Raw genomic sequence first — 24,259 nt, forward strand, 5'->3', positions numbered from 1 at the left:
GGTGGATGAGTCCGGAAGGAGCACGGTGTTCCCAGCTGTCGTCCGCCGCTGGGCCGCCCCGATCGCTGTCCTGTCCGGCCTGCTGCTGAGCGGCCTCCTGGTGATGCACACGTCCCAGGCCGCCTTCAACGCCTCTACCTCGAACACGGGCAGCAGCCTGGCCAGCGGCCACGTGGTGCTGACCGACAACCTGAACGGTGTCTCGATGTTCTCGCTCAGTGGCCTGGGCCCGGGCAGTACGGGTACCCGCTGCATCGACGTCACCTATCGGGGCTCGCTGGATGCCGTGGTCCGGCTGACCGCTGACTACGACACCAGCGACACCACCTCCGCCCTGGCCCCGTACCTGGACTTCACGATCGACCAGATCGGTGCCACGGCCACCTGCAATGCCACCGCCGGGGCCGTGCGCAACCCGTTCCTGGCCACCGACACGACGCTGAAGGCCAAGGTCGACCGGCTGCGGTCCAGCTCGGCCGACCTGGGCTGGGCCCCGACCGGGAACTCGAACGAGACCCGGCGCTACCGCTTCAGCTACACGCTGCAGAACGACAACGCCGCCCAGGCCAAGACGGCCTCGGTCGGGTTCGTCTGGCACGCGAAGAACCTGATCGACGGCGTCACCGCCCCGGGCACCTTCCAGACCCAGCTGGGCTGCACCCAGAACTGGCAACCGGACTGCGCGGTGCCCTCGCTGACCGACACCGACGGCGACGACCTCTACACCTGGCAGACCACGGCGATCACGGCCGGCACCTGGCAGACGAAGATCGCCATCGGCGGCACCTGGGGCATCAACTACGGCGCCGGCGGCGTGAAGGACGGCACCAACATCTCGTTCACGGTGCCCGCCAACGGCGCCACCACGAAGTTCAGCTACGACAGCAACACCCACGTGCTGACCGTGACCAGCGCCTGATCCGAGTCTTGCGTACGTCAGGGAGGCCCTGCGGACCGGCACGAAGCCGGCCGCAGGGCACCTGATCAACCGGTTCTCACATCACAGGTAGATCGCCTTCGAGCCCAGGTTGCTGTTCCACGACGTGCTGTAGGCGTAGCTTCCGTTGTGGTAGACGTCGATCTGGCTCCACCCCTGCGTGTCGAAGTAGGTCGACCAGCACTTGCTCGAGATGACGGGACTGCCGATGCCGGGCGCGAAGTCGTGCGGCTTCACGTTGATGGACCCCGAACCGCTCTGCACGCAGAACTGCAGGGTGTTCACCGCGGCGGATGCCGAGTCGCCGACCGCCACCGTGGTGCCGAGTGCAGCCAGTGTGCCGGCCGCTGCCGCGGCGATGCGGTGTGAACGCTTGACCCTGAACATGTCTCACCTCTACCTACTCGAGGATGCTGCCTGACACAGGGACTCACGGCGGAGCACTGAGAGACGTTCACGAAACGGGACAATTGACAACATAAGGCACTGCTTCTGCCCGGACAGGCAGAGATGGGTCAGGCAGTGGTGTCGGTCAGCCCGTCGAGGAAGGTCACGTCTTCGGGCTTGAGGACGAAGTCCACGTCGGCGTTCTCGGCGATCCGGGAGGGGGTGGTGGACTTGGGCAGGGGCAGGACGTCTTTCTCCAGCAAGTAGCGGATGCAGACCTGGGCCACCGTCTTGCCGTACTGCTCGGCGATCTTCCGCACCTGCGGGTTGTCGAGGATGGCACCCGTGGCCAGCGGCGAGTAGCCCTCGACCAGGATGTCGTTGGCCTCGCAGTAAGCAGTGGTCTCATCCTGCGTGTTACCGATGAACCAGCGGATCTGGTTGACCTGCGGGCGGATCCGGGTGGACGCCGTCAAAGACTCGAGGTCGGCGACGTTGAAGTTGGAGACACCGATCGAGCGCACACGACCGGCGTCGTACAGCTCTTCCATGGCCGTCCAGACCGCGATGTTGCCCTCGCTGTAGTCCTTGCCCTGCTCCGCCCACGGCCAGGGGGCATGGATCAGGTAGAGATCGACGTGCCCGAGGTCGAGCAGCGAACTGGACTCCTCGAAGGTGGCGCGAGCCTGGTCGTAGTCCTTGACCTCGGCCGGCAGCTTGGTGGTGATGAAGACCTCCTCGCGCGGGATGCCGCTGTCACGCACCGCGCGGCCCACGCTCGCCTCGTTCTCGTAGGCGCGGGCGGTGTCGATGTGCCGGTAGCCGAGCTTCAGTGCCGTGGTGACCGAGTTGTAGGTGTCGTCTCCGTCCGGGATCTGCCAGGTGCCGAAGCCGAGCTTGTGAATCTGAACGTCATTGCTGAGCGTGAAGTATTCGGTGAGCGAAGACATGCCTTCACCCTAGGTCGATGCCCGCAGGGCGCCACTTACCCGCGCACGGCCCCGGGTATATTGCCGGATATGATCACTTTCTCTTCGGCATGGACGGGCGCCGTCCACCCAGCATGACCCGGCCCGTCCCGCAGACGGACGAGTTCTGGACCCTTCCCACGGCCGACTTCGAGCGGGGAGAACGGGCCCTCTGGTGGTCGGTCAACCCCGAGGGGCATCTCGGGGTCATCCTGGTCCATCAGCGCCTCCTCACCCCGTCGCAGTACGTGCGCGGCTGGGTCGGGCTGAGCCCGCGACTGCCGTTCGATGCCACGCTGGTGATTGTCACCGACCGTGGTACCCGGCGTTTTTCGCTGTCCGGTATCGACTTCCAACCCCGTCACCTCGTCCTTTTGGCACGTGGTGGGTTCGTCCTGACCGGCAGCGTCTGGAACGAGAAGACACGCTCCGGGCACCCGACCGCCGCCGTCTTCTCCACCACCGGTGAGGGCAGGGTGCTGGAGCCCTACGGGCTCGGCAACGATCTGAGCGCAGTCATCGCGGACCCCGCCGACCGGCTCTGGGTCGCCTACGGAGACGAAGGCATGTTCGGCCAGAAACCTTGGTCCCAGCCGGCACTGGCGGGCTGGGACCTGGAGGGCCGACGGATCTGGGGCTCGGACGGGCGCGTCTCCGACGTGTTCAACGGCACCAGCGCCGCGACCGAGGGAGACCAGGTCTGGCTGATGTGGCGCGGTGCCCGCGCCGACCACACCGCCCGGATCAATCCCTCCACCGGCGAGGTGAGCAGCTACCCCGTCCTCATCGACAACTGTGACGGGGTGGCGATTCGCGGCACTCATGCCCTCTTCTCGGCCCGCGATCACAACGAGCCCTCCCTCACCCTGATCCGCGCGCGCCGGTGGGAGGGGGTCTGGGTCGAGACCGACAGCTATCACCTGGCGATGCCCGGTCGCGTCGTCCTGAGCTGCGCCCAGGGCCGTGACGGAACGCTCTGGATCCGAGCGGGTGACACCTGGATCCGGGCCTACGTCTGACCCACGTCATGCCCCCATGGTTCTGCCCCGCGGGATGCACGATCTCCCGCGGGGCCGGACCCTTCACGACGTTGCTGCTACTCGTCCTGGGCCTTCTGGACCGCCTCGGCGATGCGCTTGATCCGGCGCAAGCGGGCGTCCCAGGCCGACCCCACCTCCGCCAGCTGGGCCACGGCCCGGGCCATCTGGGCCTCGTCCACCCGGTACAGCTTCTCCCGGCCCGCCGAGGTCGCCTGCACCAGGCCGACCCGATCGAGGACGCCCAGATGCTTGGCCACCGCCTGCCGGGTCACCGGTAGTTGCTGCCCCAGCGAGGTGGACGTGCCGCCACCGTCTCTCAGCAGCAGGTCGAGCATTCTGCGCCGGGTCGGATCACCGATCGCCGACCACAGGTCATCGTCCACGGCCGAGCTCAGGACCGGACCGGCAGAGCCGTCGCGTACGGGGCGATCCGGGGCAGGAAGATTCCCCAACCGTTCACGTGGTCGTTGTACTGATCCTCGAGAACAGCTGCCTCCCAGCCCATCTCCCGAAATCCGGTCTCGGTCATCCGCAGCCTGGTGCCACCCTCGGCCGGCACCAGTTCGAAGGTGACGAGCAGCGAGTTGCCCTCCGCCGCCGCCTCACCGGCCGCATGCGTCCACCGGAACGAGAACGTCCTCGGCGGATCCACCTCCAGCACCGAGAATTCGGCCACCTGGCCGCCGGCATCACAGTCGCCGAAGACGATCTGACCCTGCGCCCCCGGCACGCGCTCGTACCGGGCCTCGTCCGGCCACCACTCCTGGACATGCCTCGGATCGCTGATGACGTCGAACACGATCTCCGGAGCCGCCTCGATGAAGAGCTCCCGCTCGATGCTGCCGAATTCCATACTGTCCCCCTGCAACGTTTGGTTGCGCATCAACGTATCCCCGAGGACAGCGATATGCAACCATCGGTTGCGCAAGGTGCTCAGTGTTCAGCCCACTGGACCGAACGGGTGGCGGCATTAGCCCGAAAGAGTTACCCGGGAACTATATTCCTCATTCACCCGGTGAGAAGCACCCCAGGATGTCGTCTTCCGGCCCCATGGCCGCACGACCTGATGACCAGCGGAAGGCTCCACCATGCTCAAGACCATCGGCCGATTCTGTCTCGTGTCGGCACTCGCCGCCACGGCCCTGTTCGCGTCGACGGAATCGGCCCACGCCGACGGCTGCGACTGGAAGTCGCCGTGCGGTGAGGTCCAGAACGACACCCCGTGGGGCATGTACATCACCACTTCGCTGGGCCGGGGCTCGGACTGGTGCGACGTGTGGAACAGCAACGCCGGGTCGTCGGGCGCCTGGAAGCACATGAAGTGCACTCAGGAGTACCTGGCCCCGGGCAAGCACCGGGGCGGCGGGAACGTCGACGTCGACGCGTTCACCTTCTCCAACCGGGCCTACTACATGACCTACTCCTCGAAATCCTGGCACGACAAGGGCGTCTGGACGAAGATCACAGACCTGCAGGAAGGCAAGTGCGACGACAGGAACGGCGTTCCCACCTGCTGGATCAACTGACGGTCCGATCGGGTGCGGCCACGGCGGAGAGCCCGGTCCGGTCTCCCCGCCGGCGCACCGACGCCGGTCAGCCCCGGTCGGGCCGCGAATCTCGGCTCTGGTAGCCGGGATCAGCGGTCCTCACGGGGCTGACCGGGTGCGGGTGGGTTATCTCAGGGGTACGACACCACGTTGCGTGGCACCGTGTTCCCGGCCGGGTTGGGAACCGCCCCGCCGGTGTTGTTGACGACATTGCTGATCGTGCCGACGTCTCCGAGCGAGACGGTGAGGATGCTGTGCAGCTTGACCCCGGTCTTGTTGGGCACCTCGAAGGCGTGGTCCAGCTTCACCGCGGGGTTGGCGTTGAAGTACGCGTACGAGCCGCCGCCCCACAGTTCGTGATCAGTGACGGCGTCAGCGACCTTGTAAGCGGCGTAACCGTTCTGGGAACCGTTCATCCAGGCGGCCTGGTTCGGCACGTCGTACGGCTTCTCGTTCTGGAAGAAGATCGTCTTGCCCCGGTTGCCGTTCCAGATCACCTCGTACTTCTGGTAATGCTCCACGAACAACCCCGTGGCCAGCACGTCGTCCCCGTTGACGAGCACACCGGTGTCACCGGTGTTGGCGCTCCAGCCGGTGGCGGCACCGCCGTGGTCGGCCCGCCAGGCCCAGATGTGGTCGATGATCGTGTCGTCGCTGTGCACGGCCAGGGTGGTGGTGGCCTTGCCCTGCACGCTGCTGCCGACGCGGAAGAAGACGTCCTGGATGCTGGTCGGGTTGGCCGCGTGGTCGGTGTGGGTGCCGGCCGTGCCGACACTCATCAGGGTCGGGCTGTTGGTCGTGCCGGCGTCGAAGGTCAGGCCGCTGATCTTGACCCCGTCGACGTCGGCGACGCTGAGCGCCGTGACCCCGCCGGAGGGGATCAGGGTCGGGAAGCCGATGCCGGTGACCACGGTGTTGGCCCGGGTGACCTTGATCGTCTGGTCCAGCGTGTAGGTGCCCGGGGTGAAGAACAGGTTGAGCCCCTGGGTCAGGGCCTGGTTGATGCGGGCTGCGCTGTCACCGGGCTTGGCCACGTAGAACTGGCTCATCGGGATCGAGGTGCCGGGCGTGTTCGGCCAGCTGGCCCCGGAGGAGTTGCGCTTCAGCGACGGCACGAACACCCGGTACTTACCCGCGCTGTCCACGTACAGGTACGGCTTCTCCCGGGTCACCGGCGTGGTGGCCAGGGTGGTGTGCGGCGGGCTCGGGAACGCGTTGGCCGGTGCACCCGAGACTCCGGAGAACACCATGTTCCAGACCCCGCCGGTCCAGCTGCCGATGGTGCTGTCGCGGGTGTACCACTGCTGCTGCGAACCGGAGGAGATCTGGCCGTCGACCTTGCTGTCGGCCAGGTACCCGCCGCTGGAGTAGCCCTGCCCGTTGTCCTGGTTGGACGGGCCCATCGTCAGGTTGCCCTTGATGTGCACCCGGCGCATGGGCGCGGCCTGCGAGACGGCCCAGCGGTCGGTGCCTCCCTCGGGCACCACGGACAGGTTCTCCGCGCTGCGCCAGAAGTTCTGGGTCGCGTTGGAGGTGTCGCCGTAGTTCCAGCCGGAGTCCACGTTGAGGGCACCGTTGATGGTGACGTCGTCGGGGTTCTGGCCGAGACCGGCCACCGAGGTGTAGAAACCCAGGTTCGCCCAGACACGTCCGTAGGTTCCCGGCTTGAACAGGAAGGCGTAACGCTGGGTCCCGAACTGGGCGGTGGGGCTGACCAGCTGGGAGTTGAAGGCGTTGTCGAAGGCCGTCTGGATCGTGGCCGTCGGGGTGGTGGGGTCGAAGATCTTCACGTTCGCGCCGAAGTCCGGGGTGTCGGAGGTCGGGAGCGTCGGGTCGGTGGAAGTGCCACCATAGACCTGGAACTCGAAGAGTGAGTAGCCGTAGGCGGTGGCCCGGGCGGTGCCGTTCATCCGCACGTAGCGGCCGCTGCCGGTCACGTTGATGGTCTGCAGCCCGGCCGCACCGGCGGTGGTGGGCGTGATGTTCGTCCAGCTGGTGCCGTTGGCCGAGGTCTGGATGGTGAAGGCCGAGGCGTAGGCGGCTTCCCAGTTCAGCTGGATCTGGCTGATCGTCTGGGTGCTGCCGAGGTCGACCTGGAGCCACTGCGGGTCGGAGAACGCGCTGGACCAGCGGGTTCCCGCGTCGCCGTCGAAGGCCTTGGCGGCGCCGAAGACGCCGTCGTTCTCACTGGAGGAGGCCGTGGCCGGCTTGCCCTGGGAGAGCAACGTGGCGGCGGCCTGGGCGGGTGCCACCGGGCTGAAGGTCAGGAAACCGGCCATCAGGGCCAGCACCGAGCCGACCAGGATCGACAGATATCGGCGATCGCGGCCGGCACGATCATGGAACATTCGGGGAACGGGAGACATCCTCGGCTCCTAGGGTGACGATTACTGCGGACAGGTTCGGGGGTGTTTCAGGAGACACCGGGCAGCAGCTGGTAGTTCTCGTCCAGCACTCCCCCACGACCAGGCTTGTACAGGTCGAAACCGCGCGGGTTGCACTGCAGACCACCGTTGATGCAATGGTGGACGAGCGGGCTCAGGACGGTCGGGTCCCAGGCGTTGAAGAAGTCGTAGTGCCAGGAGTAACCGCGCCCGCTGGCCAGCCGCACCTTCGACATGTCGCCGGAGACCGGGAAGGCCATCTTGAACTCGATCATCGGTACCGCGACAGGGTGACTGGCCGGGCACACGAGGTGACCGTAGTCGGCGGCGTTCCCGACCGGGTAGGACATATGACTCTTGTGGTCGGCCGAGTCGAGGTGTATGCCGTCCCAGCAGCCGGGCGACTGCATCCGCACGTTCAGCTGCGTGCCGGCCGGGCAGTTCCCCGGGAAGTCCCAGTTCCTCGTGCTGTCACCGCATTCCCAGCCCTCGACCGCGCCGGGCGCGTTCCTGAACTCGTCCAGGGTGGCGGTCGGGCTGCCGACGACGAACCGCAGGCCCCGGGGGAAGGGGACGACCGTGGTGTAGTCGTACACGGCCGACTTGTAGTAGATGACCTGAGCGCCGGTGGGGGTGATCACCTGGTCGCCGTTGTACATGGTCGGGAACCAGTAGGCCGACTTGTCCTGAGGCGTCACGCACGAGGTGGACGACGCGTACAGCGACCCGGTCGTGCTGCGGGCGTTGGTGGTACTGGCGCCCATGAAGGTGTGGTTGTGCGAGGCCCCGGCCTGGCCGGGGAAGACGATCGGGTCGTCGGACGCCGAGTGGTTCGGGGCGCAATTTGCCTGGAACTCATGGTGATACGTATCCGGCGCGGGCTGGAAACCCGGGTGCGGGGCGATGCCCTGAACCGGGGGCGAGAGCGTGATGGACTCGCCCGGGTCCAGGTTGGGGTTGAAGTCCGCGGCAGCCGCGGCGGCGTGGTGCACGGAACCGGTCGCGGCCAGGGCCGGGGCGGCGGGAGCCCAGCCCGCACTGGTCACGACCAGCACGAATCCGGCGACGACAGTGGTGAGTCCGGTGGTGACTTTCCAGCGTTTCATGACGGTGCTCCTCCGGTCAGGGATGAGGAGAGCGCTCTCCAACATGGTTGACCGGAGTCCTGGGTGTCAATCAAGCCGTCGTGACGGTGCGCCGACCGGTCTTCACCTGAAAGTTTTCGGCTTCGAACAATTTTCGGAGACTTCTGATCAGGCCGACCCACGCACTACCAAGGTGGGCCGGAAGATCACCGACCGTGCGCGTCCCTTGGCCGGTACCGATGTGAGCAGACGACCGATCTCGGCGGCCATGTCCTCGACCGGCTGACGCACCGTCGTCAGCAGAGGCCGGCTGGCGGTGGCCGCCCGGCCGTCGTCGAAGCCGACCACGCAGACGTCTTGCGGCACGCGTCGTCCACCGTCCTTGAGAATCCCGACCGCTCCCACGGCCATCAGATCGGAGGCGGCGAAGACCCCGTCGAGGTCGGGGGCGCGCGCCAGCAGGCGTTGCATCGCGGCCTCTCCCCCGGCCTGGGTGAAGTCTCCCGCTTCACAAGGGAACTCGCTGATGCCCCGGGCCGCCAGCACCGAGGCGAACCCGGCCGTGCGTTCCCTTCCCGCGATGGACTGCGCAGGGGCGGCAATGGTGGCGATCCGGCGGCAGCCGAGCTCGATCAGCCGCTCGGCGGCGAGCCGGCCACCTTCCCGATTGTCCAGATCGACATAGCTGAACGGCAGACCCTGCGGCGGGCGGCCGAAGAAGACCACCGGCACCTTGACCGCGCTCAGCAGCCCGGGCAGGGGGTCGAGCGGGTACAGCGAGATGACCGCCGCCCCGTCGCAGCGCCCCGCGTGCAGGTCGTCCATCAATTGGGCCCGGGCACCGTCGGACTCGGCGAAGGTCAACGTCAGCCGCACCCCGGCCTCCGCGAAGGCGTTCGAGAGGCCGGCCACGACCCGGCCGAAGAACGGGTCGGCAAGAAACTGACTCGTGAACGGGTCTTCCGGATCCCGGTGAGCCACCTCGCTGATCACCAGGGCCATCGTGCCGGTGCGCCCGGTGACCAGGGAGCGCGCTGCCTGATTGGGCACGTACCCGGTGGCGACGACCGCCTCGGTCACGGCCTGGGTGATGTCCGGGTCCACGTTGCGCACCTTGTTGATGACGCGCGAGACCGTCGCCCGGGACACCCCGGCGGCCCGGGCCACGTCCTCCAGGGTCGGACGGCGGTCCACGGGGTCGAAGGGCTGGGCCATGCGCTCATTATCGGCGGCTGCGCGGGACGAAGGCCACGGCTGCCGGGACGGCGGTGATCGCGCGCAGCCCGACGTGTCCGAAGCGGAGCGCAGAACAGCTCCTTCCGCAACAACGGTCTGACCCAGCTGCCATCCAGACTGCCGGGGACAGCCCTCAGCGGTTCTGCAAGGGGCAATGGGAAACGCCTTGACCGCCGAAAACCCCGACTTTAGCTTTTTTCCGTGTCCCTTCCCCGAGTCCTTGGCCCCATCAGCGGCGTCTGTATCGCGGTCGGTATTGCCCTGCAGATCTTTCCCTACGAATTCAGCTTCTGGGGGCCGATCCTGCTCTCCGCGGGATTCCTCGGCGTCATCCTCTGCATCTTCTGGGAGGAAGGCACCGCTGCCCTGATCTCGACGCTGATCATCGGCGTGGGTATCTGTCTCGTCATCTCCGGTGTCGCCGGCCTCGTGCTGCGCACCTTCGACGCCGACTCCTACCGCTACCGCTACGGCGACCGGGTCACGGTGCAGGGCACCTGCCCGCAGGAGGAGGTACCGGACAAGATCTACATCCGGCGCCGCGGCAGCGGCGGTCAGGCCACCGAGACATGCCCTGCCACCTGGACCCTGGACGGGCGCCAGATCAAGGGTGAGGTCAAGTTCGCCAGCTCGGAGAAGCCTGCGTCGTACGCCGCCTGGACGTTCACCATGCCTGCCTACGCCCTCGGCGACCGGGCCAGCGGGGAGAGCGTCGACCTGGACAAGCACTACGGGGTGACGCGGTACTCGGTCGTCCCCCTCTGGGTCAGCGGGGTCGGGATCGCCGTCATCCTCGTGGTCCTCGGAATCCTCAACCTGTTCAGCGCCATTCGGTCGCGGCGGTCCACGCGGGTGCGGGGCTGAACAGCAGCCTCACGACCCGATCCGCCGGCCCAGTTCCCGCCCCTCAGATCAGGGCCCGGACGGCCTCCCCGGCCAGGGCCCGCACGGCTTCCCGGGCGGTGACCCCGTCGACCGCGTCGCGGGCCGCGGCAGCCATCGCGCGGCACTCCTCGAGCGAGTGGGCCGCCAGGACCAGGCGCACCGTGGCGATCAGACCGGGAGCCATCGACAGGCTCCGCACACCCAGACCCACCAGCACACAGGCCAGCAGCGGGTCACCGGCGGCCTCACCGCAGACCCCGACCGGCACGTGCGCCCGTTCACCGGCCGCGCCCACCGCCGCGATCAGGTCCAGCAGGGCGGGCTGCCAGGGATCGAGCAGGGCCGCCAGCTCACCCTGCATCCGGTCGGCGGCGAAGGTGTACTGGGCCAGGTCGTTGGTGCCGATGCTGACGAAGTCCACCTCGGCCAGGACCCGGTCGGCGCGCAGAGCGGCGGCGGGTACCTCGATCATCGCCCCGGCCACGGACAGACCTGCGGCACGGGCGCTCGCCACGAAATCTGCTGCCTCCGAAGGGGTCGCGACCATCGGGGCCATCACCCAGACATCGGAGGCCGTACTCGCGGCCGCCCGGCCCAGGGCCTGGAGCTGGGTCTGGAGCAATTCCGGATGACGCCAGGAGACGCGCAACCCTCGCACCCCGAGCGCCGGGTTCTCCTCGTCACCGTGCTCGACGAACGCCAGCGGCTTGTCGGCCCCCGCGTCCAGGGTGCGCACGACCACCTTGCGGCCGGCGAACGCGGTCAGCACCTCGCGGTAGCCGGCCTCCTGTTCCTCGAGCGTGGGCGCGCTGTGCCGGCCGAGATACATGCCCTCGGTCCGGAACAGGCCCACGCCCTCGCAGTCGAGGGCGGCGGCGCGGTGGGCGTCGTCAATCGTCGCGATGTTGACCAGCAGGGCGACCGCGGTGCCGTCGGCCGTGCGTCCGGGTCCGGCCCCCGTGGCCGTCAGCCGACGTCGGGCGTCGGCCTGTTCCAGGGCCTGGGTGACCAGGTCCGGCGCCGGGTCGGCGATCACCGAGCCGGTGGAACCGTCGACGACGACCAGGGTGCCGTCCTCCAGGTCACGGGACGAGGGGCAGCGCACGACCGCGGGCACGCCCAGCCCCTTGGCCAGGATCGCCGTGTGGCTGGTGGGGCCGCCTTCCTCGGTGACGATGGCCAGCACCTCGGCCGGATCGAGGGTGGCGGTGTCGGCCGGGGACAGGTCGTGACCGACCAGCACGAACGGGTGTCCCGGATGCGGGATCCCGGGCATCGGCAGCCCGAGAAGTACGGCCAGCGCGCGGTTGCGCACGTCGCGCAGGTCGCCGGCCCGCTCGGCCATGTACCCGCCCAGACCGGCCAGCACGTCGCAGACGCTCTCGATCGCGGAGTCGAGACTGGCCACGGTCGGGCGCCCCTGCTCCAGCAGACCCTGGATCGAGGAGTGCAGGGACGGGTCGCGGGCCATCAGGGCGGTGGCGGTCAGGACGTCCGCCGCGTCACCGGAGGTGGCCTGCGCCCGCTCCTGCAGGGTGCGGGCGACCTGATCCAGCGCCGCGTCCACCCGGGCGAGTTCGGCGACCGGGTCGTCGCCGGGCTTCTCGTCGGCCGGTGGACGGGGTGGAGCCGCCAGGCGGGCCACCGGTCCCGCCACCACGCCCGGGCTGACCCCGAGCCCTGCCCTGTGTGTCGACATCTCAGCCACCGGCCGGTGCAGCATCGAGGTCCTGGGCGAGCAGGGACGCCAGGTCGTCGAGCGCCGGGTCGGCGCCCTCACCCTCGGCGGCCAGTGTGACCGTCTCCCCGTGCTTCACCCCGAGGCTCAGAACGAGAAGGATGCTGCGGGCATCGACCGGATCGCCACCCTCTCGGGCGATTGTCACCGGGACAGCGGCTTGCGCGGCTGCCTGGGTGAACAGGCTGGCGGGACGGGCGTGCAGACCGACGCTGGAGCCGATCACGACCTGACGTGCGGGCATTTCGGGTACCTCCGGGAAAATGGTGGTCAGCTGTTGACGAGCTCGGCCTGCGGGGCGGCTTCTCGGGCGCGCAGCCCCTTCAGCGCCGTCACCGCGAAGGCCGTGATCACGGTGCCGACGATCAGCGCGAGCAGGTAGGGCACGATCCCGCCGATCAGGGGCGTGACCCACAGACCGCCGTGCGGGGCGCGCAGGGTGCTGCCGAAGCCCATCACCATGCCGCCGGTGACGGCCGAGCCGAGCATGAGCGACGGGATGACGCGCAGCGGGTCGCCCGCCGCGAACGGAATGGCCCCCTCGGTGATGAATGAGGCGCCCAGAAGCCATGCCGCGTTGCCATTCTCGCGCTCCGGTTCGGAGAACAGCGCCGGGCGCAGGCGGGTGGCCAGGGCCATGCCGAGCGGCGGGACCATACCGGCCGCCATCACCGCAGCCATGATCTTCAGCTGGGTCGCGTCGGTGGAGGTGCCGACCGCGGCCAGACCGGTGGTGGCGAAGGTGTACGCGACCTTGTTCACCGGGCCACCCATGTCGAAGGCCATCATCAGACCGAGCACGACACCCAGCACGATCAGGTTGGCGCCGCTCATGCCGTTCAGGCCGTCGGTGAGCTCGTCGGAGATCCACTTCAGCGGGCGACCGAGCACGATCAGCATGATCAGGCCGGTGATGAACGTGGCTACCAGCGGGATGACCACTACCGGCATCACGCTGCGCACCGCCTTGGGCACGTTGCGGCGGGCGAGCCACAGGGCCACGAAACCGCCGAGGAAGCCGGCGGCGATACCGCCGAGGAAGCCCGCGCCGACCGCGACGGCCAGTGAGCCGCCCACGAAACCGGGCACGATGCCAGGACGATCAGCGATCGCGAACGCGATGAAACCGGCCAGGGCGGGAACCAGGAAGGCGAACGACGCCGCTCCGACCTGGAAGAACAAGGCTGCCCAGTGCATGCCGGAGGTGACGTCGAAGTTCTGCGTCACCTCGGTCAGCGGTACCTGCGTGACCAGGATGGCGCCCTGCCGGCCGGCCGCGATCTGGGCGATCATGAACGACAGCGCGATCATGATGCCGCCCGCCGCCACGAACGGGATCATGTAGCTCACGCCGGTCATCAGCCACTGGCGCACGCGGGTGGCGTGACTGGCGTCGTTGGTCACCTTGCTGGCCAGTGCCGGGGCAGCGGCCGGGGGGCCGGACGGGGCCGCGGCCGCCATCGCGACGGCCTGGGCGATCAGCGCGGGGGCGTCCGAGATGGCCTTTTTCACCGGTACTTCCACCAGCGGCTTGCCGGCGAACCGCTCACGCTCGCGCACTTCGACGTCCGCGCCGAAGATCACCGCGTCCGCGGCGGCGATCACCTCGGGAGCAAGACGGTTCGCACCGGCAGACCCTTGTGTCTCGACGTTGATCTCGTGACCGGCATCCTTGCCGGCCTGCTCCAGGGCCTCGGCCGCCATGTAGGTGTGGGCGATACCGGTCGGGCAGGACGTGACCGCAACGATCTTCATGACGCCACCGCCTTCAGCACGATCTCGACGACGTCCTGCGGGCCGGACGCGTTCAGCAGGGAATCCTTGAACGACTGGTGGATCAGCTTGCGGGCCAGTGAGGCCAGGATGCTCATGTGCTCCTCCCCCGCGCCGTCCGGAGCCGCGATGAGGAAGACCAGGGTGGCCGGGCCGTCCTCCGCGCCGAAGTCGACACCACCCGGCACGCGGGCGAATCCCAGGGTGGGCACGGTGACGTACGTGGACCGGGCGTGCGGGATACCGATACCGCCGGGCAGGCCGGTGGGCATCTGCTCCTCGCGGGCCTGCACGTCGGCGAGGAAGCCGTCCAGGTCGGTGACCCGGCCGGCCGCGGCGAGCCGTTCGGCCAGCCGGCGTGTCACGGTCGCCCGGTCGGGCACCGTGACGTCGAGCAGGACCAGGTCGTCGTTGATCAAGTCGCTCATGGCGAGATTCTCACCTTTCAGAGGTTCGTGGAACCGAATTACGTTGTTGGGGAAAGCTTCCGGTGGACATCGAGGTGCTCGTGCAGGACGACGCGGATCGCCGCGACGTCGTCGGGACCCGGCATCCGGCTCCCGGGGAGCGAGGTCGCCGCCGCGCCCCAGGCCAGGGCGCTGCGCAGGGCCTGCGTCGGGTCGTTCGACTGCGAGATGCGGCCCAGATATCCGGCGAGCAGCGCGTCGCCGGCGCCGACGGTACTGCGGGGCTGCTCGACCCGGGCCGAACCGTACAGCCGGAGGTCACCGGTGGCCAGCAGCGCCCCGTCCGGTCCGAGACTGGCCAGCACGGTGGTAATTCCGCGCCCCAGGAGCTCATCTGCGGCATCGACCACATCACCGAGGGTCCGCAGCCCTCGCCCCACCGCCTCGGCCAGCTCCTCGAGATTGGGCTTGATCAGGTCGGGCCGCTTCTCCAGAACCGCCTGCAGCGCAGGTCCGCTGGAATCGACGACGACCCGCGCACCGCGCTCGTGCAGCCGCCCGACGAGGTCGGCGTAGAAGTCGACCGGGGCCCCCACCGGGAGGCTCCCGCATCCCGCCACCCAGGTTCCGGGCGTGACCATCTCGAGCACCGCGTCCACCAGCGAGGCGATCTCACCGGGACTGAGCTGCGGCCCGGGTTCGTTGATCTTGGTGGTGACGCCGTCCGGCTCGGCGACGGTGATGTTGGTCCGGGGGCCCGCCGAGACGTCCACCGCCCGCACACTGACCCCGGCGGCGGCGAGCATCGCGCCCATCCGCGAGCCGTCGCTCCCGCCCAGCGGCAGGACAGCGGTGCTGGCGATGCCGTGGGCCGCGAGGGCCCGGGAGACGTTCACCCCCTTGCCGCCGGCATCAACACGGCCGCCCACGGCCCGGTTGACCGCCCCCCGCTCGAGCCGGTCAAGCTGTAACGTCTTGTCCAGGCTGGGGTTCGGCGTCAATGTGAGGATCATGCCTGCACCATTCTCGGTCCCGCGCCGCCGACCTCGGTGACCAGGTCGGCGTCCAGCGAGGTATCGGTGACGATGACGTCGATATCGGCCAGGTGCCCGAACTGGGCGAAGTGATCGGCCTCGAACTTGGTGTGGTCGGCCAGCACCACCGTGCGCCGGGCCGAGGCGATCATCGTCCGCTTGACCGCAGCCTCGGCCCGGTCGGGTGTGGTCAGCCCGCGCGCCACCGAGACCCCGTTCGCCCCGACGAAGGCGACATCGACGAACACCTCGCGCAGTTCCCGCTCGGCCCAGTCGCCGACCGAGGCCAGCGTGCGGGGCCGCAGACGGCCACCGACGGTGTGCAGGGTGATGTTGGGGCGGTCGGCCAGGATCAGGGCGATCGACATGCCGTTGGTGACGACGGTGAGCTCACGGTCGTCGGGAATCAACTGGGCCAGGGCGGCGGTGGTGGTGCCGGAGTCGAGCAGGACGGCGCCCTCCTCGGGCAGTTCGTCCAGGGCCGCCCGGGCGATCCGCTGCTTCTCGTCGACGTGCAGGGTCTCGCGCACCGACAGCTGGGGCTCGAAGTCCAGCTTCTCGACGGGGACCGCCCCGCCGTGCGTGCGTCGCAGGAGCCGCCGGCGCTCGAGGGTGGTCAGGTCGCGACGGATCGTCTCCTGGGTCACCTGCAGATCGGCGGCCAGGGTCTGTACATCGACCCGCCCGTCCTGCCGGGCCCGGTCCAGGATGACCTGCTGACGCTCACTCGCGAACATTCGACACCATTGTCCAACCACTCGGATCTTTGCTTGCTTCTGGTTTACGCGCTTGCTGGACCAAAAGCAACATGTACAAAGGTCCGGATCTGTTCTGCGGGGTGCGGCGGATTTCTTAACCCGGCCAGAACACACACCTGATGCTGGAGGCACGAAGATCCACAACGTGTCCCGAAAGAAGCTCAGCGCCCGTGTCGCCGCCGCCCTGACCGTCCTGGTAGCCGTGGGCGGAGGTGTCTACTTCGCCCAGTCCAGTTCCGCGGTCACGCCCGTGTCGTCCTCGGCCAGTGACGTCACCACCAGCGCGGCCAAAGACCGCGTCACGCTCGGCACGACATACAAGGGCATCGCCACCTACTACGACGCCGACGGCACCGGGGCCTGCAGTTTCGCCCGCAGCAGCACCCTGATGGTGGCCGCGCTGAACACGGCCGACTACCAGGGCTCGCTGATGTGCGGCGCCTACGTCAAGGTGACCGCTGCGAACGGCAAGAGCATCACGGTGAAGATCGTCGACCTCTGTCCCGGTAGCTGCAAGTCCCGTCAGCTCGACCTGTCGAAGCAGGCCTTCGACAAGCTGGCCCCCGGCAAGGGCCAGATCAACGTCACCTGGAAGCTGCTCAGCCCGAAACTGACCAGCCCGGTGCGGTACGTGTACAAGGACGGCTCCACCCAGTGGTGGTGCGGCGTGCAGGTGCGCAACCACCGCAACCCGATCCGCACCATCGAGTTCAAGACCGCCTCCGGCTGGTTCAAGCTCACCCGCCGCGACTACAACTACTTCGAGTCCAGCACCGGCAAGGGCTGCGGCAACACCATCCGCATCACCGACGTGAACGGCAACCGCCTGATCGACAAGGGCATCAAGATCTCCACCTCCGTGCAGAAGGGCGCCAAGCAACTGCCGGCGGCCTGATCCGAGGGCGATCGTGTGCCGTCGTTGCGGGTCCGGCGCAACGACGGCACACGATCGAGTCCATGCCCCTCACCTCTCCTCCTGCGGCACCAGCTCCCCGCCGATCCAGCCCAGGTACCGGGTCAGGGAGTCCACGACAACCCGGTGGGCGCCGGTGTCGATAACGGCATGGTCGAAACCGCCGTAGAGACGGTCGAAGGCATAGGGGGCAACGGTTTCCCGGATCCGGCGGATGGCCGGGGCGGGCAGCGGGATGAGATTGACGTAGCTGCGCATGGCGGAGACCGACGCGCGGTCACCGCCCACGAAAATGGTGTCCCCGGTCAACAGCACCCCGCGCCCCTGCGCACCCGCGGCCCAGTGGGCGACGGCGCTGCCGGCGAAGTGCCCTCCGCACTCCAGCAGCTTCACCCCCGGCAGCACCTCGCGGGTACCGCCCCAGAACTGCACGACCGGGTCGGGCCGACGCACCCAGGCCCGATCCGCCTCCGCCACCAGCACCGGCACGTCGCCGAGCGCGTGGCTGTACGACACCGAAGCCCCCACCAGATGGGGATGACTGGCGGTGATCACGGCGGCCCCGCCCAGGTCCTGGATCGCCGCCACGGCCGCGGCGTCGAACACGCCCGGCGGTTCCCACAGCAGGTTTCCCTGCGGTGTGCGCAGGAGGAGCCCTCGCTGACCGATGGCGAATCTCGGGCTGCAACGCACCGCGTACAGGTCCGGCTCCAGCTCCTGCACGCTCACCCGGTGCCCGGCCTCGGCCAGCGCCCGGTGGGTGGTCCAGCTCTGCCCGGAGTCCGGCACGTACTGGCGTTCGTCCTCACAGATGGCACAGGTCTCGGGCGGGTGCTCCGTGTCGGGGTGCTCCAGGCCGCAGGTCGAGCAGATCCACGTCGTCATGGCACCCACGCTGGCACCTGAACCCCGGTTGAGGTCAACGACCTTCTGACGGCAACCACCTCGTCCTCAATTCTCCGTCGCCGGTGTCCGATGTGTGGGCACCCTGTTCGTCGGAGGGGTGAAGCTGCCCGACGAGGCAGCTCCGAGGCACACGGGAGGCCGACGTGAAGTACCTGATGTTGCTGGCGATCGACAAGAACGTCGTGGTGGACGAGGCCGAGGCCGACCCCCGGGCGTGGGACGAGGAGATGGAGCGGCGCGGGATCGCCTCGCTCAAGGAGCGTCTGGCCCCGGTCACCGACTCCACCACGGTCCGGGTGCGCGGTGGTGAGGTCCTGATCGCCGACGGGCCGTTCGCCGAGACCAAGGAGCAGATCGGCGGGTTCTGCCTGCTGGAGTGCGACGATCTCGACCAGGCCATCGAGGTGGCCTCGCGGCATCCCGCGGCCAAGTTCGGGAGCCTGGAACTGCGCCCGCTGTACTACCAGTGAGCTCATCACCGTCGGAGCCGTCCGCACTGTCCGTGGAGGCGGCCGTCGAGGCCGCCTTCGCGGGCGAGCGGGCCCAGGTGCTGGCCACCGTGATCCGGCTGAGCGGCGACTGGGACCTGGCCGAGGAATGCGTGCAGGAGGCCTTCGAGCGGGCGCTGCGCCGCTGGCCCGACGACGGGGTGCCGGCCCGTCCCGGCGCCTGGCTCACCGTCACCGCCCGGCGGGTGGCTCTGGACCGGCTGCGGCGCGGGGTCACCGAGGCACAGAAGATGCGGTTGCTGACGTCGACGACTCAGGACGCCCACCACGACGATCGCCTGCGGCTGCTGTTCACGTGTTGTCACCCGGCGCTGCCGTTCGAGTCCCGCGTGGCCCTGACCCTGCGCACCGTGGCCGGTCTGGAGGTCGAGCAGATCGCCGCGGCGTTCCTGATCACCCCCGCGACCGCGACCCGGCGGATCACCCGGGCCAAGCAGAAGATCCGCAACGCCGGCATCCCCTATCGGGTACCGGCCCCGGAGATGCTGCACGAACGGCTCACCGGTGTGCTGGCCGTGGTGTACCTGATCTTCAACCAGGGATACTCGGGCCATTCCGGCCCGGAACTCCTGGCCGGGGAAGCCATTCGGCTCGGACGACTGCTGGCGCACCTGATGCCGACCGAGACCGAGGTCCGTGGGCTCTTGGCCCTCATGGTGCTGCACCAGTCTCGATCCGCGGCCCGGCACGATGCCGGCGGCACGCTGATCACCCTGGACCAGCAGGACCGGGACCGATGGGACCAGGAGCTCATCTCCGAAGGGCTGTCGCTGCTGAGCGGCACCCGAACGCCCTACCAGCTCCAGGCGGCGATCGCCGCCTGCCATGCCCGCGCACCCCGCGCGCCCGACACCGACTGGCAGCGAATCGTCCAGTTGTACGCCGCTCTTCACCAGATCACCCGCTCCCCCGTGGTCGAACTCAACCGGGTCGTCGCGGTGTCCATGGCCCACGGCCCGGCACTCGCCCTGCCGCTGCTGGACGGGCTCGAGAGCGACCTGGGCGGGTACTACCTGCTGCCCGCCACCCGGGCGGATCTCCTGCGCCGCCTCGACCGCCGGGCCGAGGCGGCGCAGCACTACCGACGGGCCCTGGACCTGGCCCCGACACCGGCCGAGAAGGCTTTTCTGACGGGGCGTCTGGAGGAATCCGGGATTGTCGGCGAATGAACCACCCGTGATGGACGCGGGTGGCCGTCTCCGGGAGGAGGCGACCACCCGCGTCCCGCCGCCCGCATCGGTCGATCACGCCGACCGATTCAGGAACCGGCCGGGATCAGAACCCGCAGTACACGCCCGAGCCGTTGTTCGGCAGCAGCGTGTCCTTCACCCAACCCGTCGTACCGTCGCTGTCGTTGCGCAGGTACGTCCAGGTCGAGCCGTCGCTGGCGACCGTGTAGCAGTGGTAGTCCAGCGTGTTGCGGTTGTCGGCGTACCCCGTGATGCCGCAGCCGGTGCTCGATCCGCTGCGCTGGTTCGCGGACAGCACCGGCCTCGCCCTCCCCACGGACACAACGCACCGGATGCACCCGCCCCGCTCAGCGCCATCCCCCTGCCTGCGCACGGTTACCAGATCGCACTTTCCGTGAGGAAATCGTGGGTGATATCAAACCTTTCCTAACTCTCTGCTGAAACGGTTGTGGTTCTTGGTCCGAGTCGCCACGGTGGAGGTCGTGACGACAACCGTGGGCCCGGAGACCGAAGAGGACCTCGCGGAGCACTGGCTGAACACCGGTGGTATCCCCGTGCTGAGCCAGGACGGGATCAAGAGCTACCCCAAGCGATCAGACCTACGCCGGGCCGAGGCCCGGGCCGCCGCACGGCGCACCTCGCACACCCGCCCCTCGGGGAGCCGTCCGTCCGGGCACCAGTCACGCCCCCAGCGTCCGTCGGCTCCGGCTTCCGCCCCACGTAGCGCGGAGGCGACGCGCCGGCCCACCCTGCAGACGCAGTACCCGCACGCGATGCTGCCGACCCCCGCGGTCCTGCCCATCCCGCGCACCAACCCCGGGCGCCCGGCCGGCATCGACATGCCCGTGCCGCCCCCGCCGTCGGCCGACGCGTTCCACCGCTCGCGTCCGCAGCCGCCCCTGGTCCCCCTGGCCGTCTCCACGGAATGGGGCCTGGATCTCACCGCCGACCCCACCGCACCCGAGTCCTCGCCGGAGGCTCCCCGGCGGCGGATCGGTCGCCTCCACGGCACCGCCACCCGCCTGCTGGTGATGGCACTGGTCGTGGGCGCCGAGGGCATCGCGGTCTCCCAGTTCGCCGACCCGTTCGACGCCGACAGCAGTTCCAGCACGGCCGCGTTCGCCCTCGACGCCCTGCAGGAACAGCCGAGCGCAGACGCATCGGCCTCCGCTGCGGCCCAGGCCGAAGCAGAGGCCGAACGGGCCGAGGTGACGGCCACCACGCTGCAGAACATCAAGGATGCCTCCCCGGCCAAGGCGAAAGCCGCTGCGGCCCAGTCGCAGAAGGCCAGTGCCGAGCAGGCCCGCCAGCGCAGGGCGGCGGCCAAGGCCGCCAAGGAGAAGAAGGAAGCGGAGCAGAAGGCAGCCGCGCTGGCCGAAGCCAAGGCCAAAGCCAAGGCCGAAGCCGCCGCTTCCGAGCCGACAGCGAGCGCGTCGTCCTCCTCGTCCTCCTCGTCCTCGGCCTTGTCCCTGGCCAACTCCCGGAAGAACCCGCAGGCCGCGGCCAAGATCCTGCTGACCGACCGCGGCTGGTCCTCCGCCCAGTACACCTGCCTGGACTCGCTCTGGACCCGGGAAAGCAGCTGGAACTACCAGGCCACCAACCCCTCCTCCGGCGCCTACGGCATCCCGCAGTCCCTGCCCGGCAGCAAGATGGCCTCAGCCGGTTCCGACTGGAAGACCAACCCGGTCACCCAGATCCGCTGGGGGCTCGACTACATCTCCGACCGCTACGGAACTCCCTGCGGCGCTTGGAGTCACAGCGAGTCCGTCGGCTGGTACTGATCATCCGGACCGGCAGCGAGCGCGTCCAGGACCGCGTCGCCGTTCGCCCTCGCCCACTCGGTGAGCATGTGGATCGGATCGATCAGTGTCTCGCCGAGTGGGGTGAGCTCGTACTCGACGCGAGGCGGCACCTCGGCGTACGCGTGGCGGCGGACGAGCCCTTGTGACTCGAGCCGTCGAAGGGTCTGGGTCAGCACCTTGCGGGAGATGCCCCCGATCAGCTCGATCAGTTCGCCGTGGCGCACCGGGCCCCGGCTGAGGCCGTAGAGCACGACCACCGTCCACTTGTCGGCGATCAACTCGACCGCCAGACGCCCCGGGCAGTCGGCAAGAAAGACGTCGCTGGACCCGAAACCGCTCATGGCGCCAAAGGTACCTGCCGGTTCCCATCAGAAAAATAGCCTGGAGGCTCTTCCCCACCACTCAGGAGAGTCATGCGAGTCATCACCCAGCAGGAGCTCGGCGGCCCCGAGGTGCTCACGATCGTCGACGCACCGGTGCCCCGTCCCCTGCCCACCGAGGTCCTCGTCCGGGTCCGGGCGATCGGGCTGAACCCGCTCGAGGCGCGTCTTCGAGAAGGCGAGTTCCCCTTGATCGGTGCGCCGCCGTTCATCCTCGGATGGGACATCAGCGGCGTGGTCGAAGAGTCGGTGAGCTGGCGGTTCAAGCCCGGGGACGAAGTGTTCGGGATGTCGTTGTTCCCCCGGGCGGCCAATGCCTACGCCGAGTTCGTGTCCGTGCCGGCCCTGCACCTGGTGCGCAAGCCGGCGTCACTCTCGCACGTCGAGGCCGCGGCCCTGCCGATCGCCGGGCTGACGGCGTGGCAGGCCCTGGTCGATGTCGGCGGCGTGAGCGCCGGCGACCGGGTCCTGGTCCACGGCGGTGGCGGCGGGGTCGGCCACCTCGCCCTTCAGATTGCCAAAGCGCTAGGGGCGCATGTGATCACGACCGTCAGTGCCGGCAAACGGGAATTCGTCGAGAGTTTCGGTCCGGACGAGGTGATCGACTACACCACGGTTGATTTCGCCGAGGTGGTCCGCGACATCGATGTCGTGCTCGACACGATCGGCGGGGACACCGTCGATCGGTCTCTCGGAGTGCTGCGATCCGGAGGGCACCTGGTGACGGCAGTGGCCGAGAGCGACGCCGATCTCATCGCCCGCTCGGCCGCAGCCGGCCTGCGCTTCAGCGGCATCGCGGTCGACCCGGACCCGGTGGCCCTGCATGGGCTCGTCTCACTCGTCGAGCAGGGCAGGCTCCGGGTCCACGTACAGGAGACGTTCCCGTTCGAGCGCGTCGTCGACGCACACCGGCTGCTCGACCGGGGCCATCTCCAGGGCAAGCTCGCCCTCACCGTCTGATCCCGCCGTGAGCGACCGGGCCGGCCTCAGAGCCGGAAGCTGGCCCGGTACTGCGTGGGTGTGCGCCCGGTCAGCTCACGGAACACCGCGTTGAAGGCAGACAGCGACGAGTAGCCCACCGCGAAAGCGAGTGCTCACCTGGATCGGCTGTCCGGCTTCGATCAGGGCCGCCCGGGCCGGCGGCGGCAGCCAGGTCTGGCCCCGCGCCTCCAGCCGGAGAACACCGGCGGAGGCACAGAGAAGGTAGTGACGGTCGACCAGGAAGTTGCCGTCGACCCCGTTGAACGAGGTGGCCGCGACCCGGATCCGCACCTGGCCGGCGCCGGGCCGGGCCGCACCCCGGCGATACCGGTCGTAGATTTTCCCCATGACAGACGAGATGGGCCACGCCCCCCAGCACCGCATCGACTCACCGTTCGGCGCGAAGAGCACGGCGACCGACGTGCTGGCCGGGATCGATCTGAGCGGCCGGCTGGTCGTGATGACCGGCGGCTATTCCGGCCTGGGGCTGGAGGCGACGAAGGCGCTCACCGCCGCCGGCGCCCACGTGGTGGTGCCGGCCCGGCGCCCGGAGGTGGCCGCCCAGGCCCTCGCCGAGGTGCCGAACACCGAGGTGGACGAACTCGACCTGGGCGACCAGGCATCGGTCGCGGCGTTCGCCGAGCGCTTTCTGAGCAGTGGCCGCGACATTCACTACACCATCGACAGCGCCGCCATCATGGCCAACCCGTACACCACCGTCGGGCCAGGCTGGGAGTCGCAGTTCGGCACCAACCACCTGGGTCACTTCGCCCTGGTCAACCGGCTGTGGCCGGCCATCGCCCGCGGGCGGGGACGCGTCGTGTCGGTGTCCTCCATCGGGCACCGCCGCGGCGGCATCCATTGGGACGACATCGACTTCACCCACGGCTACGACAAGTGGCGCGCCTACGCCCAGGCCAAGACCGCCAACGCGCTCTTCGCCCGGCACCTGGACCGGCTGGCCGCGCCCCAAGGGGTGCGGGCCTTCTCCGTGCACCCCGGCGGCATCCTCACGCCGTTGCAGCGCCACCTGCCGAAGCAGGAGATGGTCGACCTGGGCTGGATCGACGCCGACGGGAACCCGGTGGCCGCCTTCAAGACCCCTGAACAGGGCGCCGCCACCCAGGTCTGGGCGGCGACCTCGGCCCTGCTGGAGGGCCTGGGCGGCCTCTACCTGGAAGACTGCAACATCGCGGACCTCGCATCGGAAGAGTCCACCATCATGATGGGTGGCGTCCGCAGCTGGGCCGTCGACCCGGCCGAAGCCGAACGACTGTGGGACCTTTCGGTCGAACGCACCGGCGTCAACGCGTTCTGAACCCGACGGTGTGGCCACGGTCTGCGAATTGGCCGTAGCCGCACGGCCGGGCGATCTCGTTGAATACCCACCATGACG

The 24,259-nt window shown here is 68.9% G+C and carries 28 protein-coding genes; 10 read left to right on the top strand and 18 right to left on the bottom strand.

Annotated features, from left to right (window positions below; all coding sequences use genetic code 11):
• The first annotated feature begins 25 nt into the window (after nucleotides 1-25).
• Complete coding sequence (locus tag QSK05_RS27495; protein ID WP_285600251.1) at nucleotides 26-919, top strand: pullulanase X25 domain-containing protein; 894 nt, start codon at nucleotides 26-28, stop codon at nucleotides 917-919.
• A gap of 81 nt (nucleotides 920-1,000) precedes the next feature.
• Here the strand turns inward: QSK05_RS27495 and QSK05_RS27500 are convergent, their stop codons facing one another.
• A complete protein-coding gene (locus tag QSK05_RS27500; protein WP_285600252.1) occupies nucleotides 1,001-1,324 on the bottom strand; it encodes a hypothetical protein in 324 nt (107 codons plus the stop codon).
• 128 nt (nucleotides 1,325-1,452) lie between these two features.
• Complete coding sequence (locus QSK05_RS27505) at nucleotides 1,453-2,274, bottom strand: aldo/keto reductase (protein ID WP_285600253.1); 822 nt, start codon at nucleotides 2,272-2,274, stop codon at nucleotides 1,453-1,455.
• A gap of 89 nt (nucleotides 2,275-2,363) precedes the next feature.
• Between QSK05_RS27505 and QSK05_RS27510 the strand changes: the two genes are divergently transcribed.
• Nucleotides 2,364-3,311 carry a hypothetical protein gene (locus QSK05_RS27510; RefSeq protein ID WP_285600254.1) on the top strand — a complete coding sequence of 316 codons (948 nt, stop codon included), beginning with the start codon at nucleotides 2,364-2,366 and terminating at the stop codon, nucleotides 3,309-3,311.
• Nucleotides 3,312-3,388: 77 nt separating this feature from the next.
• Here QSK05_RS27510 and QSK05_RS27515 read toward each other — a convergent pair whose 3' ends face one another.
• Nucleotides 3,389-3,727, bottom strand: coding sequence for an ArsR/SmtB family transcription factor (locus QSK05_RS27515; protein ID WP_352302884.1), 339 nt, complete (start codon nucleotides 3,725-3,727; stop codon nucleotides 3,389-3,391).
• The gene (locus QSK05_RS27520; protein ID WP_285600256.1) at nucleotides 3,724-4,185 is read right to left on the bottom strand and encodes an SRPBCC domain-containing protein; all 462 of its coding nucleotides are present in this window, start codon (nucleotides 4,183-4,185) and stop codon (nucleotides 3,724-3,726) included. Before QSK05_RS27520 ends, QSK05_RS27515 begins: the two co-directional genes overlap by 4 nt.
• 235 nt (nucleotides 4,186-4,420) lie before the next feature.
• Here QSK05_RS27520 and QSK05_RS27525 point away from each other — a divergent pair, with 235 nt between their 5' ends.
• Nucleotides 4,421-4,858 (top strand): hypothetical protein, encoded by a 438-nt coding sequence (locus tag QSK05_RS27525; RefSeq protein WP_285600257.1) that lies wholly within the window; start codon nucleotides 4,421-4,423, stop codon nucleotides 4,856-4,858.
• Between the two features lie 152 nt (nucleotides 4,859-5,010).
• Here QSK05_RS27525 and QSK05_RS27530 read toward each other — a convergent pair whose 3' ends face one another.
• From QSK05_RS27530 to QSK05_RS27540, 3 genes are all read right to left on the bottom strand, one after another.
• Complete coding sequence (locus QSK05_RS27530; protein ID WP_285600258.1) at nucleotides 5,011-7,227, bottom strand: discoidin domain-containing protein; 2,217 nt, start codon at nucleotides 7,225-7,227, stop codon at nucleotides 5,011-5,013.
• A gap of 65 nt (nucleotides 7,228-7,292) precedes the next feature.
• The gene (locus QSK05_RS27535) at nucleotides 7,293-8,369 is read right to left on the bottom strand and encodes a DUF1996 domain-containing protein (protein ID WP_285600259.1); all 1,077 of its coding nucleotides are present in this window, start codon (nucleotides 8,367-8,369) and stop codon (nucleotides 7,293-7,295) included.
• A 147-nt stretch (nucleotides 8,370-8,516) separates the two neighbouring features.
• Entirely contained in the window at nucleotides 8,517-9,563 is a 1,047-nt protein-coding gene (locus QSK05_RS27540; protein WP_285600260.1) for a LacI family DNA-binding transcriptional regulator, read from the bottom strand.
• Between the two features lie 222 nt (nucleotides 9,564-9,785).
• Between QSK05_RS27540 and QSK05_RS27545 the strand changes: the two genes are divergently transcribed.
• Nucleotides 9,786-10,448, top strand: coding sequence for a hypothetical protein (locus QSK05_RS27545; protein WP_285600261.1), 663 nt, complete (start codon nucleotides 9,786-9,788; stop codon nucleotides 10,446-10,448).
• Between the two features lie 43 nt (nucleotides 10,449-10,491).
• Here QSK05_RS27545 and ptsP read toward each other — a convergent pair whose 3' ends face one another.
• Genes ptsP through QSK05_RS27575 form a run of 6 tightly spaced genes read right to left on the bottom strand, consistent with a single transcriptional unit; the run spans nucleotide 10,492 to nucleotide 16,158 of the window.
• Nucleotides 10,492-12,168 carry a phosphoenolpyruvate--protein phosphotransferase gene (ptsP, locus tag QSK05_RS27550; RefSeq protein ID WP_285600262.1) on the bottom strand — a complete coding sequence of 559 codons (1,677 nt, stop codon included), beginning with the start codon at nucleotides 12,166-12,168 and terminating at the stop codon, nucleotides 10,492-10,494.
• Between the two features lies 1 nt (nucleotide 12,169).
• Nucleotides 12,170-12,451, bottom strand: a complete 282-nt coding sequence (locus tag QSK05_RS27555; RefSeq protein WP_285600263.1) for an HPr family phosphocarrier protein — start codon at nucleotides 12,449-12,451, stop codon at nucleotides 12,170-12,172.
• Nucleotides 12,452-12,477: 26 nt separating this feature from the next.
• The gene (locus QSK05_RS27560; protein WP_285600264.1) at nucleotides 12,478-13,962 is read right to left on the bottom strand and encodes a PTS fructose transporter subunit IIC; all 1,485 of its coding nucleotides are present in this window, start codon (nucleotides 13,960-13,962) and stop codon (nucleotides 12,478-12,480) included.
• The gene (locus QSK05_RS27565; protein ID WP_285600265.1) at nucleotides 13,959-14,408 is read right to left on the bottom strand and encodes a PTS sugar transporter subunit IIA; all 450 of its coding nucleotides are present in this window, start codon (nucleotides 14,406-14,408) and stop codon (nucleotides 13,959-13,961) included. Before QSK05_RS27565 ends, QSK05_RS27560 begins: the two co-directional genes overlap by 4 nt.
• Before the next feature lie 38 nt (nucleotides 14,409-14,446).
• A complete protein-coding gene (gene pfkB / locus QSK05_RS27570; protein ID WP_285600266.1) occupies nucleotides 14,447-15,400 on the bottom strand; it encodes a 1-phosphofructokinase in 954 nt (317 codons plus the stop codon).
• Nucleotides 15,397-16,158 carry a DeoR/GlpR family DNA-binding transcription regulator gene (locus QSK05_RS27575; RefSeq protein WP_285600267.1) on the bottom strand — a complete coding sequence of 254 codons (762 nt, stop codon included), beginning with the start codon at nucleotides 16,156-16,158 and terminating at the stop codon, nucleotides 15,397-15,399. The genes pfkB and QSK05_RS27575 overlap by 4 nt, the downstream gene beginning before the upstream one ends.
• A gap of 166 nt (nucleotides 16,159-16,324) precedes the next feature.
• On the opposite strand from QSK05_RS27575, the gene QSK05_RS27580 reads away from it, so the two are divergent.
• Nucleotides 16,325-17,074, top strand: a complete 750-nt coding sequence (locus QSK05_RS27580; protein WP_285600268.1) for an expansin EXLX1 family cellulose-binding protein — start codon at nucleotides 16,325-16,327, stop codon at nucleotides 17,072-17,074.
• Between the two features lie 69 nt (nucleotides 17,075-17,143).
• On the opposite strand, the gene QSK05_RS27585 is transcribed toward QSK05_RS27580, so the two are convergent.
• The gene (locus tag QSK05_RS27585; protein ID WP_285600269.1) at nucleotides 17,144-17,977 is read right to left on the bottom strand and encodes an MBL fold metallo-hydrolase; all 834 of its coding nucleotides are present in this window, start codon (nucleotides 17,975-17,977) and stop codon (nucleotides 17,144-17,146) included.
• A gap of 164 nt (nucleotides 17,978-18,141) precedes the next feature.
• Between QSK05_RS27585 and QSK05_RS27590 the strand changes: the two genes are divergently transcribed.
• Nucleotides 18,142-18,468: a YciI family protein gene (locus QSK05_RS27590; protein WP_285600270.1), complete on the top strand. Its 327-nt coding sequence runs from the start codon at nucleotides 18,142-18,144 to the stop codon at nucleotides 18,466-18,468.
• Nucleotides 18,465-19,676, top strand: a complete 1,212-nt coding sequence (locus QSK05_RS27595) for an RNA polymerase sigma factor (RefSeq protein ID WP_285600271.1) — start codon at nucleotides 18,465-18,467, stop codon at nucleotides 19,674-19,676. The genes QSK05_RS27590 and QSK05_RS27595 overlap by 4 nt, the downstream gene beginning before the upstream one ends.
• Nucleotides 19,677-19,782: 106 nt before the next feature.
• On the opposite strand, the gene QSK05_RS27600 is transcribed toward QSK05_RS27595, so the two are convergent.
• Nucleotides 19,783-19,995: a hypothetical protein gene (locus tag QSK05_RS27600; RefSeq protein ID WP_285600272.1), complete on the bottom strand. Its 213-nt coding sequence runs from the start codon at nucleotides 19,993-19,995 to the stop codon at nucleotides 19,783-19,785.
• Nucleotides 19,996-20,179: 184 nt separating this feature from the next.
• Here QSK05_RS27600 and QSK05_RS27605 point away from each other — a divergent pair, with 184 nt between their 5' ends.
• Nucleotides 20,180-21,481 carry an aggregation-promoting factor C-terminal-like domain-containing protein gene (locus tag QSK05_RS27605; RefSeq protein ID WP_285600273.1) on the top strand — a complete coding sequence of 434 codons (1,302 nt, stop codon included), beginning with the start codon at nucleotides 20,180-20,182 and terminating at the stop codon, nucleotides 21,479-21,481.
• Here QSK05_RS27605 and QSK05_RS27610 read toward each other — a convergent pair.
• Complete coding sequence (locus tag QSK05_RS27610; RefSeq protein ID WP_285600274.1) at nucleotides 21,454-21,843, bottom strand: winged helix-turn-helix transcriptional regulator; 390 nt, start codon at nucleotides 21,841-21,843, stop codon at nucleotides 21,454-21,456. The genes QSK05_RS27605 and QSK05_RS27610 overlap by 28 nt on opposite strands.
• A gap of 72 nt (nucleotides 21,844-21,915) precedes the next feature.
• Between QSK05_RS27610 and QSK05_RS27615 the strand changes: the two genes are divergently transcribed.
• Complete coding sequence (locus tag QSK05_RS27615) at nucleotides 21,916-22,842, top strand: NADP-dependent oxidoreductase (protein ID WP_285600275.1); 927 nt, start codon at nucleotides 21,916-21,918, stop codon at nucleotides 22,840-22,842.
• 26 nt (nucleotides 22,843-22,868) lie between these two features.
• Here QSK05_RS27615 and QSK05_RS36495 read toward each other — a convergent pair whose 3' ends face one another.
• Both QSK05_RS36495 and QSK05_RS27620 read right to left on the bottom strand, forming a co-directional pair.
• Nucleotides 22,869-22,961 carry an AraC family transcriptional regulator gene (locus QSK05_RS36495; protein ID WP_352302816.1) on the bottom strand — a complete coding sequence of 31 codons (93 nt, stop codon included), beginning with the start codon at nucleotides 22,959-22,961 and terminating at the stop codon, nucleotides 22,869-22,871.
• Nucleotides 22,918-23,211 (bottom strand): cupin domain-containing protein, encoded by a 294-nt coding sequence (locus tag QSK05_RS27620; RefSeq protein WP_285600276.1) that lies wholly within the window; start codon nucleotides 23,209-23,211, stop codon nucleotides 22,918-22,920. The genes QSK05_RS36495 and QSK05_RS27620 overlap by 44 nt, the downstream gene beginning before the upstream one ends.
• On the opposite strand from QSK05_RS27620, the gene QSK05_RS27625 reads away from it, so the two are divergent.
• On the top strand, nucleotides 23,210-24,181 hold the full coding sequence (locus tag QSK05_RS27625) for an SDR family NAD(P)-dependent oxidoreductase (protein ID WP_285600277.1): 972 nt from the start codon (nucleotides 23,210-23,212) through the stop codon (nucleotides 24,179-24,181). The two genes, QSK05_RS27620 and QSK05_RS27625, sit on opposite strands and share 2 nt — an antisense overlap.
• The last annotated feature ends 78 nt before the right edge of the window (nucleotides 24,182-24,259 follow it).

The sequence above is a fragment of the Kineosporia sp. NBRC 101731 genome (assembly GCF_030269305.1).
In the GTDB taxonomy this organism is placed as follows: domain Bacteria; phylum Actinomycetota; class Actinomycetes; order Actinomycetales; family Kineosporiaceae; genus Kineosporia.

Excerpts from the sequence above, each read along its gene's own strand:
- pfkB (WP_285600266.1), bottom strand. The coding sequence starts at position 15,400 with ATGATCCTCACATTGACGCCGAACCCCAGCCTGGACAAGACGTTACAG.
- ptsP (WP_285600262.1), bottom strand. The coding sequence starts at position 12,168 with ATGTCGACACACAGGGCAGGGCTCGGGGTCAGCCCGGGCGTGGTGGCG.
- QSK05_RS27620 (WP_285600276.1), bottom strand. The coding sequence starts at position 23,211 with ATGGGGAAAATCTACGACCGGTATCGCCGGGGTGCGGCCCGGCCCGGC.
- QSK05_RS27535 (WP_285600259.1), bottom strand. The coding sequence starts at position 8,369 with ATGAAACGCTGGAAAGTCACCACCGGACTCACCACTGTCGTCGCCGGA.
- QSK05_RS27510 (WP_285600254.1), top strand. The coding sequence starts at position 2,364 with ATGGACGGGCGCCGTCCACCCAGCATGACCCGGCCCGTCCCGCAGACG.
- QSK05_RS27575 (WP_285600267.1), bottom strand. The coding sequence starts at position 16,158 with ATGTTCGCGAGTGAGCGTCAGCAGGTCATCCTGGACCGGGCCCGGCAG.
- QSK05_RS27500 (WP_285600252.1), bottom strand. The coding sequence starts at position 1,324 with ATGTTCAGGGTCAAGCGTTCACACCGCATCGCCGCGGCAGCGGCCGGC.
- QSK05_RS27565 (WP_285600265.1), bottom strand. The coding sequence starts at position 14,408 with ATGAGCGACTTGATCAACGACGACCTGGTCCTGCTCGACGTCACGGTG.
- QSK05_RS27560 (WP_285600264.1), bottom strand. The coding sequence starts at position 13,962 with ATGAAGATCGTTGCGGTCACGTCCTGCCCGACCGGTATCGCCCACACC.
- QSK05_RS27625 (WP_285600277.1), top strand. The coding sequence starts at position 23,210 with ATGACAGACGAGATGGGCCACGCCCCCCAGCACCGCATCGACTCACCG.
- QSK05_RS27530 (WP_285600258.1), bottom strand. The coding sequence starts at position 7,227 with ATGTTCCATGATCGTGCCGGCCGCGATCGCCGATATCTGTCGATCCTG.
- QSK05_RS27585 (WP_285600269.1), bottom strand. The coding sequence starts at position 17,977 with ATGACGACGTGGATCTGCTCGACCTGCGGCCTGGAGCACCCCGACACG.
- QSK05_RS27520 (WP_285600256.1), bottom strand. The coding sequence starts at position 4,185 with ATGGAATTCGGCAGCATCGAGCGGGAGCTCTTCATCGAGGCGGCTCCG.
- QSK05_RS27525 (WP_285600257.1), top strand. The coding sequence starts at position 4,421 with ATGCTCAAGACCATCGGCCGATTCTGTCTCGTGTCGGCACTCGCCGCC.
- QSK05_RS27615 (WP_285600275.1), top strand. The coding sequence starts at position 21,916 with ATGCGAGTCATCACCCAGCAGGAGCTCGGCGGCCCCGAGGTGCTCACG.
- QSK05_RS27540 (WP_285600260.1), bottom strand. The coding sequence starts at position 9,563 with ATGGCCCAGCCCTTCGACCCCGTGGACCGCCGTCCGACCCTGGAGGAC.
- QSK05_RS27505 (WP_285600253.1), bottom strand. The coding sequence starts at position 2,274 with ATGTCTTCGCTCACCGAATACTTCACGCTCAGCAATGACGTTCAGATT.
- QSK05_RS27555 (WP_285600263.1), bottom strand. The coding sequence starts at position 12,451 with ATGCCCGCACGTCAGGTCGTGATCGGCTCCAGCGTCGGTCTGCACGCC.
- QSK05_RS27610 (WP_285600274.1), bottom strand. The coding sequence starts at position 21,843 with ATGAGCGGTTTCGGGTCCAGCGACGTCTTTCTTGCCGACTGCCCGGGG.